The following is a 13284-nucleotide window of genomic DNA, read 5'->3' as shown; positions in this document are numbered from 1 at the left end:
AAGTGTCAGCCAGCCCGCCTCGGACATGATCAGCGGCCAAAATATCGCTATTGACGGCGGCTGGTAGGGGTGGCCGGCCTCCTGGAACTGCGCGACGACCGCGCCCGTCTGGTCCTGGCTCCGCAAAAGGGCGCGGCGATCGCCCGCTTCGATGCACTGGTCTGCGGCGCAACGGTGCCGCTGCTCCGCCCCGACGATGGCACCGGCGCCTCCGGCTGCCAGCTTCTGGTTCCCTGGTCGAACCGCATCTCAGGCGGCGGTTTCGTCTTCGACGGCCGCTTCCATGCGATCGAGCCGAACGTGCCGGGGGAGGCCTTTCCAATCCATGGCGACGGCTTCCAGAGGGAGTGGCGGATTGCCAGCCACAGCGCCACCGAGGCGGAACTGGTCCTCGACGCCGGTGAAATCGGCCCCTACCGATATACGGCACGGGTCGCCTATGCGCTGCATGACGGAGCCCTGGACGCCACGCTCACCGTGGAGAATCGCACCGGCATTCGCCTGCCTTACGGGCTCGGCTTTCATCCCTGGTTCCCGCGCAGCGCCGGAACGACGCTCGAGGCGAAGGCGGCGCGGGTCTGGCTGGAGGACAAGCATCATCTGCCGGTCGGCGTGGCGCCGGTGGCCGATTACCCCGCGTGGAATTTCTCGAACGCCTCCCTGCTGCCGCGAAGCTGGGTCAACAACGCCTTCGACGGCTGGGACCGCCGCGCCAGGATCACCCGGCCCGAGGACAGGATCGCCATCTCGCTCACCGCCTCGCCGCCGCTCGACGTCTTTATCCTCTATTCGCCGTCGATGGATGCGGATTTCTTCTGCTTCGAGCCGGTGTCGCATACCGTCGATGCGCATCACGGCGAAGGGCTGACCCCGCTTGAGCACGGCGCTACGCTGAGTGCAAACATGCGCCTTGATTGGCATTCCGCTGCTTCGCTCTGATGCGTCATGTGCACACCCACTCGCGGATCTTGCATTTTTGTCCGTTCCGCTCGCACGCCTGCAGTGTCAGGTCTTCGGCATCCCGGCGTGTTTGCGCCGTCTCGGCGCCCCAACTGGTCAGCCGCCCTTCCGGCTTCTCGCCTACGGCGAGGGCGCCGCAATGCTTGTAGGGAAAGCCGGTATTGTCGTCATCGTCCCAATGGCGATGATTGCGGAATACGCTGACCACGGCGCAGCTGCCGCCGCCGGCGTTCTGGCAATGCTTCAGCGCGATGTCCATCGCCTCCTGCCGCTTGTCGGCGCCCCAAAAGAAGCCGTGCTTCTCGTCGGGGCTCGAATAGGCGATCGCCGCCCAGATGCCTCTCTCCTCCTGGGCCGGCGGCTCGGGCACGTCCGCCGCCGGGGCGAGGTCCGCCGCGCCCAGCCGTCCGGCGCAAAGCAACAGCATGCCGATCGCCGCAATGGCGGAATTCACCCTCATTGTACGCCTCCTTGTTTACCTGCTGCCGAGGCCACGGAAATGACGACGCAGCTGTTGCCGGTTGGCAGCAGCATCGCGTTGCCCCCTCCATTGGCCAGTTCATAGACGCTGATTTGTCCAAGATTGTTGGCGAGCTTGCTGTCTTTCGGAAGCAGGGCCGGAACATCGGCGCAATTGGCCGCGAATGGCGCCACCCTGACCATCGTACCTTCGCAAACGGATGCGGTGGGTGCCGCGAACACCAGGCCTGCCGCCGGGCCGCTGTAGCCCTGTGTGGCGTAGTTCATGCCGACCAGGGCTTCCACGAGGTGTTTGTCGGGGGCCTCGTTGTTCCAGATCGACTGGACGCTGTACGTCGTGCCGGTTGTCAGCATCTGCCCGAGGGCTGGGAAAATGTTGGAACAAGACTGCAAGCCTGCCTCTTTGGCGTGTTGCAGAAATGGCGTCTCGGCCAGGGCCGGATTGGGCTGGTTGGTCTCCGCGACCGCCGGCTGCGGCAATAAATTGTGGAGCAGGTCGTAGCGCATGGCCGCGAAGCCGGCCGTGGCGACGACGGCAATGGCGAGCAACGAGAAGACAGCGGTCCTCGCGCGGTTTCGTTGCGGTCTGCTCCGGTCTTCGATGCCGACCCGGACAGCATCCTTTCCCTGGTTGCGGGACATTATCCGGTCATGGATCGATTGCTGGTTCATCGCGATTGCCTCGTCAATTGATCGCCGCAACGGCCGCGGCCAAGCCCTTGAGGGTCGCGGTTACGTTGATCGTCCTGCCATCCGTGGTCGGGAAGGAGATGACGGATGCCGCGGCCTTCGAAATCTGTTCGCGCATGATCGGACCAACCGGCAGCATGCCGACGCAGACGGCCTGATTGCATCCGTCGAGTTGAATTTTTATCGGCTCCTTGCGCCCCTCGAATGTCAGCGAGACAGGAGCGTCGCTCTTGGCGATCGGCGGGGCGCGCAAGATCATGTAGGGGTTGCCTTCCTTGGTGGCGGCAAGCGACCAGCTGAACGCAACCTGTCCTGCCTGGTCCTCGATGATCTGGGTGACATTGCAGACCTTTTGGCGCGCCTTCAGGTTCTCGTCGCAGATCAGCGTCCAGTTCTCGAACGGACGGGTGGTCCGTTGATACTCGCCAAGCTTCGCATCCGCAGGGATCGCTACGTCGGAAGGTTTTACCCTGTAGCCGGAAGGGATCGCTTCCTGCCCGGCCGCTAACGGGCCGGACAGGAGCATTGACGTGATGGATATCGCGACAGCAAGGACTGCCTGCCTGATCATGGCCGGGCTCTAGTTCAGCGTAAGGCTGACGCCCGCGCCGACACCCCAGTGTCCGCCTGCCGTCGTACCGGACAGGTTCGCTCGAACACGTCCTTCCTCGCTGGTGTAGCCGGCGCCGAAGGCCAGGGCGCCTTCACCGCGCCAATAGCCTCCGCCGGCGGCCACGCTCAGCTTGCCGGGACGATCGTCGTAGCGCAGCGAGCCGGCCGCCAAGCCGATTGCCGCAGCCTGGCGCGCCTCGCCCCTGACCTCTCCCATGTCCATGTTGAGCTGGCTGAGTTTGGAGTCCGCATACGCATTGGCTTGCTGCAGCGTGGTGGCCGCCACCTGGTTGGTGTAGTTCTTCGAATTGTCCAGGTTGAGTGCTAACCCGCTGTTGAACTGCTGAACATTGACCGCATCGGTGTTGGCAACGCCCGGCCCGACATTGTGGATGACCACCGGCGTGTTCGGGTCGCCGCCGGCAAGGGTAATCGAGTTGGACTTGTTGCCGTTCCCGTCCTTGTCGTACTGGACGGCGAACTGATTCAGGTCGCCGACGCTACCCTGCATGGCTTCGACCGCCTGGTTGGTGGCGAAGAGCTGGCTGCCGTTGATGGCGTCGGTGGAGGTGCCGCTGATCCGGCCCGCCGCGACATTGGTGACGGTGCGCTCGTTGCCGACGGTGCCGACGCTGACCGTGCTCGTCGGAGCTGTTCCGGCGAAGGTATAGGCAACGCCGTTGATCGTGGTGCCGGTGGTGGCGACCGCCGCCGCCGTCGTCGAGCCCGCGCCGAGCGCGACGCTGCCCGGCTCGTTGGCCTTTGCGCCGGCGCCGAGCGCCACCGCCTGCGCTCCGTTGGTGGTCGCGTTGGTGCCGAGGGCGATGCTGTCGGCCTGGTTGACCGTCGAATTCTGGCCGATCGCGATGCCTCCCGGCGCCGTCTGCTGCACGATGGCGCCATTGCCGATGCCGATGCCATTGTCGCCATTGACGGTGGTGCGCGGACCGACCGCAACCGAATCGACGCCGACCGCAAGCGAATCCGCGGCCGTCGAATTGGCGTGGAAGTACAGGCTCCCCGTCACCGCGAACGAGCTCAGCGCGCCCTTCAACTGGCGAAGCGTGACCGCGTCCTGGTCCTGCGTGCCGTCGGCCACGTTGATGATCTGGCGATAGGAGGTGGAGGTGCCGACCGAGACGGCGCCGAGCAGGCTCATGTCCGCGGTGTTGTAGGGAATGAGGCCGGTGCCCGAGAGGATCGATCCCGATACGGGTGCGACCGCCCGATCCGAAACCGAGCCGGCGCCGAGCGCCACGCCGCCGATGACGCTGGCCTGGGTGTCGCGGCCGAGCGCCAGCGCATTGTCGGCGCTCGCGGTCGCCTGGTAGCCCAGGGCGGAAGAGCCGATCCCTTGCGCGAAGGAGTCCGCGATGGCAAGCGTCCTGTCGTTGGTGCGCACATAGCGGATGCCGTCGCCATTGGCGTCGGTGTAGGCCAGCGAGGTGTCGCCGGTAATATTGCTGATCGAATTGCCGAGATTGGTGATGTCAGCAGTATTGGCAGCGATATCGGTGGTGTTCTGCGTCACCTGCTGGTTGGTCGCAAACAGCTGCGAGCCGTTGACCGCATCGGTCGAGGAGCCGCTCAACTGCCCGGCCGCGACGTTCTGGATCTGGCGTTCGGCGCCCACCGAGCCGACCGAGAATGCACCAGCGGGCGTCGCGCCGGCGAAGGTGTAGGCAACGCCGCCGATCGTGGTGCCGCCGACCGCCGTGGTCGCAGTCGACACCGCATTCGCGCCGATCGCCACGTCGCCGGCATTGTTGGCCACAGCATTCGGGCCGATGGCAACGGAATCCGTCCCCAGCGCCTGCGAATCCGCCAGCGTCGAATTGGCGTGGAAATACTTGATGCCGCCGCCCGTGCTGATGCTGTTGATCGTGTTGCCGAGATTGGTGATGTCGGCGGTGTTGGCGGCGATGTCGGTCGTATTCTGCGTCACCTGCTGGTTGGTGGCGAAGAGCTGCGAGCCGTTGATCGCGTCGGTCGACGAATTGCTGAGCCGGCCCGCCGCGACATTGGTGATGGTGCGTTCCGCGCCGACCGCGCCGACGCTGACGGTGCTTGCCGGCGTCGTGCCGGCGAAGTTGTAGGCGACGCCGCCGATCGTCGTGCCGGCGGTGCCGACCGCCGCGGCGGTTACCGAGCCCGAGCCGAGCGCCACGTCGCCGGCGTTGCTGGCGTTGGCGAGGGCGCCCAGCGCGATTGCATTCTGGGCGCCGGCATTCGCTCCTACGCCGAGAGCGGTCGCTTGAAAGGCGGTTGCAAACGCGTTCTGGCCGATCGCGGTGCTGGACGTGGCTGTGGCATTGGCGTTGGCACCGACGGCGGTGCTGTATTGGCCCGAGGCCTTGGAGATGTATCCCATCGCCGTTGCGTCAAGCGCCGATGCGACGGCGCCGCTGCCGAAGGCCGAGGCGTTGGCGTCGGAGGCGCTCGAATTGGTGCCGGCCGCGATGGCGTTTGTCCCCGTCGCGGTCGCGACTGGTCCGATAGCAACGGAGTCCGTGCCCGTTGCGGACGAGTCCGCCGCCGTCGAATTGGCGTGGAAATACTTGATGCCGCCACCGGTGCTGATGCTGTTGATCGTGTTGCCGAGATTGGTGATGTCGGCGGTGTTGGCGGCGATGGCCGTCGTGTTCTGCGTCACCTGCTGGTTGGTGGCGAAGAGCTGCGAGCCATTGATGGCGTCGGTCGACGAATTGCTGAGCCGGCCCGCCGCGACATTGGTGATGGTCCGCTCCGCGCCGAGCGCGCCGACGCTGACAGTGCTCGTCGGCGTCGTGCCGGCGAAGCTGTAGGCCGTGCCGCCGATCGTCGCGCCGCTGGTGCCGACCGCCGTCGCGGTCACCGAGCCCGAACCGAGCGCTACGTCGCCGGAGCTTGCCGTCGCCGTCGCGCCGTTGCCCAGCGCGACATTGCCGGCAAGGCCGGCTGCACCCGCCGTCGAGCCATTGCCCAGCGCCACGGAGCCTTGCCCGACGGCCTTGTTGTTGTTGCCGATGGCAACCGCGCCTGCGGCCTGGTTTGCGGCTGTGGCGGTTGCCGTGCCGTCGCTGTTGGCGATGTTGTTGGCGCCGCCGGTGAAGGCGCCGGTGCCGCTGGCATAGCTCGGATCGCCGATGGAGACCGCGCCGTTGCCGTAAGCCGTGTTGCCCGAACCGATGGAGACGGCCTTGCCGCCGGTTGCCACCGCATTGGTGCCCATGGCGACCGCTTCGGCCGAATCCGCCTTGGCGTTGTTGCCCACGGCGATGGCGCTCGTGGCGCTGGCGGTGGAGAGGGCGCCCAGCGCAACCGCATTCTGGGCGCCGGCATTCGCTCCTACGCCGAAAGCGGATGCTTGAACGCCGGTTGCAAACGCGTTCTGGCCGATCGCCGTGCTGGACGTGGCGGTGGCGTTTGCGTTGGCGCCGACGGCGGTGCTGTATTGGCCCGAGGCCTTGGATATGTACCCCATCGCCGTTGCGTCAAGCGCCGACGCGACGGCCTCACGTCCTACGGCAGCGGAATCAGCGCCGCTGGCGACAGATCCCCAGCCTGCGGCTGTCGCATAGTTGTTGCTGGCCGTGGAACTGGTGCCGAGGGCTGTGGAATTGCCTCCCGAAGCAACGGACAAGGTGCCCAAGGCATTGGCGCCTGCCCCGGTGGCACTGGCCTGGACGCCGAGGGCAACGGAATTGACACCGCTCGAGATCGTACCTTGGCCAAGTGCCATCGCTCCGCCTGTACCGGAGGCTGCCGCATTCAGGCCGATTGCGACGCCGTATTGGGTCGACGCACTGGCGTTGCTTCCCATCGCAACGGCATCGGCGGAAGATGCTTTCGCGGCGGTGCCGAGCGCGACGGCAGAAGCGCCGGAAGAGACCGAATTCGTGCCGATCGCGATGCTGTTGGGCAGTGCGGTGTTGGCCTGAACACCCGCCAGTGCGCCGACGCCGAATGCGATGGACTGGTTGCCCCAGGCACTGGCGGTGTTGCCCATCGCCGTTGCGCTCGTTCCGGTCGCTTTGGTCAGGACGCCTATGGCAACGGTGTTTTGCTGATTTGCCGTGACATCCGTACCAAGGGCGATGGCGCCCTGCGAGAGCGCGCCTGATCCCGCGAGGGTGCGCCCGCCAATGTTGATGGAGTTGATGCTGGTCGCGGTCGCCTGGAATCCAATGGCGACGGCATTCTGGTTGCTTGCGACAGCGCTGTTACCTTGGGCAATCGAATCCACGCCGGATGCCGTTGCCCCGAACCCGAGCGCGGTGGCGCGCAATCCGGTCGCCCGGGTAACAGGGCCGATCGCGGTCGAGTTGACTCCGTCGGCACGCGCATTATTGCCAAAAGCGGCCGCGCTTGTGGTTGCAACCGAATTGACGCCAATAGCGCTTGCTGCGTCCCCGTTGGCCTTGGCGTTCCCGCCCACGGCGAGGGCATTGACGCCGGTTGCGCCTGCGAAGACACCTATGCCTATGGAATTGAGGCCATTGACACCCATCGCATAGCCGATGGCGATCGTGCCGTCGCCCGTTGCACTGTTGGAACTGCCCAACGCCACGCTGTTATTGCCATTCGTCGCGGCGCCGTTACCGATGGCGACGGCGTTGCCGCCGGTCGCCGAACCGCCGCCAGCCTGGTATTGTGCCTGGGCCGGTGTGGTGAGGCCGATCGCGGCGATCGCGGCCAAGCCTCCAATCATGCTGGCCGGGCTCACGCCGCAGGCCAAGGCCGAACGCACGCTGGTGCCCCTTCCCAATGTTCCCAGACCCATATTCTTGCGACCGAGGCCAAGAACCCGGTGAGCCATGCGCAACACCGCCATCAGGCGGCGGCGGACCGAGCGACTGTCGGTCGCGCCCGTGAGCCAGTTTCCAACAAATCCGGGAAGAAATGCGATCCTTATCCGCCCCTCGACGCGTCTGGTCATGCTAGTTTTTCCTCGCAATTGCCGAGGCGCCCTGATGTGCCGCACCATTCGCCTCGGTGGCCAAAAAATCTTCGAAATTGCGCGTCTTCTCCCGCAACGAGAGACCGACCTTCGCGCCTTGTTTTTCAATCAGCTGATAGGCGCTCGCGACCCATGGCTGAGTCGGTTCTGGAACCGTATGCAGTGCAGCCTCCGTCCGTTCCGGCGGCAGGCTTACCGCCACCAGCGCGCGGCAGAGATCGAAATGAAATCCCGGATCGCCTTCACCACAAGCCGGAGAGGTCAGTCCAAGCACGAAACAGGCCAGGAGATGGTCGAGTTCCGCAGCGCTGATCCGGCTGGCGTATTGGCGTTGCAGTGCAGCCCAGGCCGCTTCGGCCTTAGGCGCGAAGACCTCGATTTCCGCGAATTGAATGTCCATGGGACAATCCGACATGCTGTATCATCTGGTTGCTCCCCCGCCCCAAATGACTTCCATCGCGACCATGAGCACATTCGCGGTGCAGGTATTTTGGAATAGTCCGGAATCTTTGTAGGAAAATCCGGTATTTGGTCCCTGCGCGACGACTGTGACTGCTCTGCCACACAACCTTCGACTATACTGAAGATCAATCGAGGTATCGCCGCGGACAATCATGCGCGCCGCAACAAGCGTTAACGTTGCAGCTTCACCTGCCTGGGGGTTCTGTTCCGGTATCTGGACATGGTGACTGTCAAGTGGCTCTGGTCCGAGAATCCACTGAGATGAGCGACTTCCGCAATCGACAGGTCGCTCTCGATGAGAAGTTTTTCGGCGAAATCGAGACGCAGCCGCAGCAGATATTTGTGCGGCGGCTCGCCAAAAGTCTTGGTGAATGCCAGGATGAAATGGCTCGGCGAAAGGCCACAGAGTGCGGCCAGCTCGGCCACCGCGATCTTGCTGGAAAAATTTACCTCCAGGAATTCCCGCACCCGCCGGGCGCTGCGGTTCGACAGACCGCCCTTTGGGGCTTGTGGCAACTTTCGCGCTCCTGCGTAGTTCCGAAGCAAATGGACGCCGAACATGGTGACCAACGAATCGATATAGAACTCGTTTGGAGTTTCCCGATCCGTCAGTTCCGCCTTCAGCAACTGCGCGAGTTGCAGCGCCTGGAAGTCGACGGTCCCGTACGGCGGCGGCTGAAGCTCGGCATGGCCGGTGTCGAATTCACGCGTTGCCAGCTCGAAGAGACTCTCGGGGGTGAGCGCCACGATTACGCTTTCCGTGGTGGATGACCGAGTCACCTTGCCGCCGAGGTCGGCTGGGACGATCATGATCATGCCGACGTCGCCGTCGTATTCGTGGACTTTGTCGCTGCCCAGCGATGCCGCAATCCCTGGTGAGGGTGTAAGCAGAACCGAAGCGAAATGTTCCGCCGCTTTGAATGTGTGTGATCCCGGCCCATGAACGACATGTGCCGCGCCGCCTCGAAACGTGACCAGGTAGCGCCCCGCGCTTTCCGGAATTCCGTCGAAGATGCGACGATCCGCGCGCCGCCGCTCTGTCCCGGCGCTTTCCTGGACGTTGCCTCTATGTTGCATCTTCGTCTCTGCCACTGCTGCGCCGATCAATCCAATCCTGTGCTGTATCGAGGCGCCCAGAATTCACGTTTGCTCCTGGGCGTTCCTTCGAATCCTACAGATGCTGCTTTATATTGCAAAGAAGAATTTGAGCTCAAATGAAAATTTTACCAGGATTTTGACTATAAATTTACAGGTTTGAATTTTTAGCCAAGGCTACCTGACTATTTTCCGATCTTATCTTACCATTTTGCCTAGTTATTGTGCATAGTGTGCCGTCGCAATCCAGCGTTGTATTCCGAATATAGATCGCGCGGCCATTGACAGAGCTGGTCGACTATCTGTCATTGCCACGGACGATCCGGCAGCAGTTATCGCCCGAATCATGGCTTCTTTCCCTTGTGCTTCTTCATGGCGGTGGCCAAATGGCCTTGATCCGAAAATCCCGCGAGGTAGGCGACTTCGGCGATGGCGACCCTCCGGGAGCGATCCAGGGCTGCGGACAGAGCATATCCCGCTCCCCCGCATGGTTGCTCTTCTGGGATTGGCATTTTCGGGCATTATGTCCGAGGGCGTGCCGATCGACCCGATCGGCGCCTGCGCTGCGTTCCTGAACCTCGCCCGCATTTTTCATTCAGCCTTGCCTCAGCCGCTTTGCCAGCCCATCGAAATTCCGTGCCGTGCAAACAGCCAACCCGGAAATCCGGACGGTAATTTGTATCCCCCATAGTCCTGCCCAAAGGCAGCGTAGCGCATCCCGTGGATAGAAAAAACATTGTAAGTGAAGAAAAAAGTTCGCGCGAGAAAAACATGGCCTGGCTTGGCCGGCGCTACGGAATTATCCGGCTCACGCAGGCCTGCTAAAGATCGCCTCGGCGTTTCTCGTACAGATCCCAGGACAGCTCGACCATGGCCAGAAGAACGTCTTCCTGGCTCCACCCGGCGGCAACCGCCGCCTCGACAATTCCGCGGACGAGCGGCAGCAATTGGCGCTCGCATTCGGCCGACAGGTTGGCCTCGGCGCCGTCGGCAGGCGGACTATCGAAATCAAATCCCACCATCGGCGTTCCCCCGCCATCAATGATCTAATGAAATGTATGTCTCTGCAATCATACTCCCGTCTAATATACATCAATCGGTAACGAAACACAGCAGCGTCGAGATTGACAGGGCATGGCCGCCCCGATTGCAGCGGCTCCATGGTTCGTCTGGACGTCTTTTTTGGCCTCCTGTTGCCGGCATTGCACATCTTGGATGCGAACCCCAGGCATTCGCGTAAAGCTATCGGGATCCTGGCGAGCTTTGCCGCATGGAGCGGAACCTGCCGCTTCATGGCATCGATGAAGTCGATCAGGTCACCGGGCCGAGCAGGACCGAGCCATCCGGCACCCCGCCATCGATCGGGATGGCTCTGCGGTTTGCGCTCGCCGCCATCGGCTGGCCGATGTCGGACGTCACGATGACCGGGCTCTTCGACGGCACGCGGTCGTAGAGGTCGATGATGTCCTGATTTATCAGGCGCACGCAGCCTGACGAGACGGATTTGCCGATCGAGTTCCATTCCGGCGAGCCATGCAGGCGGTAGAGCGTGTCGACGTTGTCGTGGAACAGGTAGAGCGCGCGGGCGCCGAGCGGGTTCTTGAGGCCGCCGGGCATGCCGCCGTTCTTGGCGCTGTATTCTTCCAGTTCAGGCTGGCGGGCAACCATCTCATCGGGCGGCGTCCATTTCGGCCATTTCTGCTTCCACTGGACGACGGCGTCTCCCGACCATTCGAAGCCGGCGCGGCCGAGGCCGACGCCGTAACGGATCGCCTGGCCGCCTTCGCGCACCAGATAGAGGAAATGGTTGGTCGTATCGACGATGATGGTGCCTGGCCGCTGGCCGGTCGGATCGGGAACGATCTGGCGCAGGAACTGCGGGTCCATCTTCTTGATCGGGATGGCCGGGAGCTCGAACCCGCTGTCGGAAATCGGGCCGTACATCGTCGCATAGTCGCCGAGCGGCGGCTCGTCATAGGTCGGCGGTGGCGGTTCGACCGGCGCCGGCGCCGGTCCGGTGGTGGTGCAGGCGGAGACCGCAATCGAAGCGGCGCCAAGGGCTGCAGCATTCAGAAAGCCGCGACGGCTCAGGCGATAGGGGTCGATTTCGGTCTTCAACATGGTTGCCTTTTTTAAGTCTCGAATCGCAAGAAAGCGTGAATGCCTTCAAGCGGCGCAGTGGTCGGCCTCCCCCAATGCCTGACGCGATAGGCGGTTCCGATTCTGGCCTGAGGGTGGACAAACAAAGGCGAAGCTGTGACCGCCCTGCCACTGTTGCTCGAAGGCAACAGAGTGATCAGCCGCCGGTCAGCAGGCCTTCAAGCGACGGCAGGATCAGCGCCGGCGGGAAATCCCGGTATTCCTCGGGCTGGTTGGCGCGGTTGATCCAGACGGTGCGAAAGCCGAATTTGGTGGCGCCGGCGATGTCCCAGCGGTTGGACGACTGGAACGAGACGGCGCCCGGATAGAGTCGCCAGCCCGTCGCCACCATGTCGTAGGTCGACGGGTCGGTCTTGAAGCGCCTGACGGCGTCGACCGAAAAGATATCGTCCAGCACCTGGTCGAGGGCGGCCGACTTGACCGCCGCTTCCAGCATCTCGGGCGAGCCGTTGGACAGGATTGCGAGCTTGGCGCCGGATGCTTTCAGTGCCTTCAGCACGGCCGGCACTTCCGGATAGCAGTCGAGCCGCCAATAGGCTTCGAGCAGCTTGGCCTTCAGTCCCTTGTCGGCGGAGGGAACCTTGCGCAGGGCGAAATCGAGCGCCTGTTCGGTGAGCTGCCAGAAATCGGCATAGCCGCCCATCAGCGTGCGCACCCAGGAATATTCCAGCTGCTTGGCGCGCCAGATTTCCGAAAGCAGCGGGCCGTCAGGGCCGATCTCGCCGTCGTGACGGCGCACGGCGGCGTGCACGTCGAACAACGTGCCATAGGCGTCGAAAACGTAAGCCGCGTAATGCATGGCGACAGTTTTGAGGGCAGGCGGCGCAAGGTGCAAGCATCGATTGTAGTCTTGATCGCTTTCTTGGGGCGCTCTGGCCTCAACAAAAACCGCTCCATGCCGGTTGACGGCGCCGGTCAAAGCATCTTCCAATGCTTGGCACAGGCAGCTTTGAAGCGGAACCGAACAATGACACTGGCGACTGCGGCGCTATCGGCGACATGGACCTTCGTCGACGGCGACTGGTACGAAGGCAACGTCGCCATTCTGGGTCCGCGCAGCCACGCCATGTGGCTCGGCACCAGCGTCTTCGACGGCGCCCGCTGGTTCGAAGGCGTCGCCCCCGATCTCGAGCTGCATGCCGCTAGGGTGAACGCATCGGCGACCGCGCTCGGCCTCGCGCCGTCGATGAGCGCCGATGAGATTGTTGGACTGACCTGGGACGGGCTGAAGAAGTTCGACGGCAAGACAGCGGTCTACATCAGGCCGATGTACTGGGCCGAGCATGGCGGCTATATGGGCGTGCCGGCCGATCCGGCCTCGACCCGTTTCTGCCTCTGCCTCTACGAATCGCCGATGATCTCGCCGACCGGCTTTTCGATCACCGTGTCGCCGTTCCGGCGGCCGACCATCGAGACCATGCCGACCAATGCCAAGGCCGGCTGCCTCTATCCCAACAATGGCCGCGCCATCCTCGAAGCGAAGGGACGCGGCTTCGACAATGCGCTGGTGCTGGACATGCTGGGCAATGTCGCCGAGACCGGAACCTCGAACATCTTCCTGGTCAAGGACAGCCACGTGTTGACGCCGGCGCCCAACGGCACCTTCCTGTCCGGCATCACCCGCTCGCGCACCATGACGCTGCTTGGCGATTACGGCTTCAAGACCACGGAGAAGATGCTGTCGGTGCGCGACTTTCTCGAAGCCGATGAGATCTTTTCGACCGGAAATCATTCCAAGGTCGTGCCGATCACCCGCATCGAGGACCGCGATCTGCAGCCCGGGCCGGTGGCCAAGAAAGCGCGCGACCTTTATTGGGAATGGGCGCATTCGACTTCCGCCGGTTGAGCCGCTAAAAGGCAATTGGCGCTTCATTCCGGAGTTGTTC

General features: G+C 63.4%; 11 protein-coding genes. 2 read left to right on the top strand and 9 right to left on the bottom strand.

The annotated features are described in order from the left end of the window. Window positions 1–69: 69 nt before the first annotated feature. A complete protein-coding gene (locus NKJ18_RS15795; RefSeq protein ID WP_352758659.1) occupies window positions 70–939 on the top strand; it encodes an aldose 1-epimerase in 870 nt (289 codons plus the stop codon). A 4-nt stretch (window positions 940–943) separates the two neighbouring features. Here NKJ18_RS15795 and NKJ18_RS15790 read toward each other — a convergent pair whose 3' ends face one another. From NKJ18_RS15790 to NKJ18_RS15750, 9 genes are all read right to left on the bottom strand, one after another. After that, window positions 944–1420, bottom strand: coding sequence for a DUF4189 domain-containing protein (locus NKJ18_RS15790; RefSeq protein ID WP_023687219.1), 477 nt, complete (start codon window positions 1418–1420; stop codon window positions 944–946). Then, window positions 1417–2112, bottom strand: a complete 696-nt coding sequence (locus NKJ18_RS15785) for a hypothetical protein (protein WP_023727661.1) — start codon at window positions 2110–2112, stop codon at window positions 1417–1419. Before NKJ18_RS15785 ends, NKJ18_RS15790 begins: the two co-directional genes overlap by 4 nt. A gap of 13 nt (window positions 2113–2125) precedes the next feature. Next, the gene (locus tag NKJ18_RS15780; RefSeq protein WP_352758658.1) at window positions 2126–2701 is read right to left on the bottom strand and encodes an invasion associated locus B family protein; all 576 of its coding nucleotides are present in this window, start codon (window positions 2699–2701) and stop codon (window positions 2126–2128) included. 9 nt (window positions 2702–2710) lie between these two features. Then, window positions 2711–7660, bottom strand: coding sequence for a YadA-like family protein (locus NKJ18_RS15775; RefSeq protein ID WP_352758655.1), 4950 nt, complete (start codon window positions 7658–7660; stop codon window positions 2711–2713). 1 nt (window position 7661) lies between these two features. Next, window positions 7662–8081 (bottom strand): hypothetical protein, encoded by a 420-nt coding sequence (locus NKJ18_RS15770; protein WP_023684558.1) that lies wholly within the window; start codon window positions 8079–8081, stop codon window positions 7662–7664. Window positions 8082–8314: 233 nt separating this feature from the next. Further along, on the bottom strand, window positions 8315–9250 hold the full coding sequence (locus NKJ18_RS15765; protein WP_306413643.1) for a helix-turn-helix domain-containing protein: 936 nt from the start codon (window positions 9248–9250) through the stop codon (window positions 8315–8317). Between the two features lie 809 nt (window positions 9251–10059). Further along, window positions 10060–10260, bottom strand: a complete 201-nt coding sequence (locus NKJ18_RS15760) for a hypothetical protein (protein ID WP_023684556.1) — start codon at window positions 10258–10260, stop codon at window positions 10060–10062. Window positions 10261–10549: 289 nt separating this feature from the next. Then, entirely contained in the window at window positions 10550–11359 is an 810-nt protein-coding gene (locus NKJ18_RS15755; RefSeq protein WP_023692792.1) for a L,D-transpeptidase, read from the bottom strand. A 175-nt stretch (window positions 11360–11534) separates the two neighbouring features. After that, on the bottom strand, window positions 11535–12197 hold the full coding sequence (locus tag NKJ18_RS15750) for a haloacid dehalogenase type II (protein WP_023743721.1): 663 nt from the start codon (window positions 12195–12197) through the stop codon (window positions 11535–11537). 168 nt (window positions 12198–12365) lie between these two features. On the opposite strand from NKJ18_RS15750, the gene NKJ18_RS15745 reads away from it, so the two are divergent. Next, the gene (locus tag NKJ18_RS15745; RefSeq protein WP_023673688.1) at window positions 12366–13244 is read left to right on the top strand and encodes a branched-chain amino acid aminotransferase; all 879 of its coding nucleotides are present in this window, start codon (window positions 12366–12368) and stop codon (window positions 13242–13244) included. Window positions 13245–13284 lie beyond the last annotated feature (40 nt).

This window comes from Mesorhizobium sp. M0217, assembly GCF_040321955.1.
Lineage (GTDB): Bacteria > Pseudomonadota > Alphaproteobacteria > Rhizobiales > Rhizobiaceae > Mesorhizobium.
Note: the sequence above shows the minus strand (reverse complement) of the source record. Positions and strands in the feature narration are given on the sequence as shown.

What these genes read in the sequence shown, in the direction of transcription:
- NKJ18_RS15790 (WP_023687219.1), bottom strand. Translation starts at nt 1,420, where the DNA reads ATGAGGGTGAATTCCGCCATTGCGGCGATCGGCATGCTGTTGCTTTGC.
- NKJ18_RS15785 (WP_023727661.1), bottom strand. Translation starts at nt 2,112, where the DNA reads ATGAACCAGCAATCGATCCATGACCGGATAATGTCCCGCAACCAGGGA.
- NKJ18_RS15780 (WP_352758658.1), bottom strand. Translation starts at nt 2,701, where the DNA reads ATGATCAGGCAGGCAGTCCTTGCTGTCGCGATATCCATCACGTCAATG.
- NKJ18_RS15775 (WP_352758655.1), bottom strand. Translation starts at nt 7,660, where the DNA reads ATGACCAGACGCGTCGAGGGGCGGATAAGGATCGCATTTCTTCCCGGA.
- NKJ18_RS15770 (WP_023684558.1), bottom strand. Translation starts at nt 8,081, where the DNA reads ATGGACATTCAATTCGCGGAAATCGAGGTCTTCGCGCCTAAGGCCGAA.
- NKJ18_RS15760 (WP_023684556.1), bottom strand. Translation starts at nt 10,260, where the DNA reads ATGGTGGGATTTGATTTCGATAGTCCGCCTGCCGACGGCGCCGAGGCC.
- NKJ18_RS15755 (WP_023692792.1), bottom strand. Translation starts at nt 11,359, where the DNA reads ATGTTGAAGACCGAAATCGACCCCTATCGCCTGAGCCGTCGCGGCTTT.
- NKJ18_RS15750 (WP_023743721.1), bottom strand. Translation starts at nt 12,197, where the DNA reads ATGCATTACGCGGCTTACGTTTTCGACGCCTATGGCACGTTGTTCGAC.
- NKJ18_RS15745 (WP_023673688.1), top strand. Translation starts at nt 12,366, where the DNA reads ATGACACTGGCGACTGCGGCGCTATCGGCGACATGGACCTTCGTCGAC.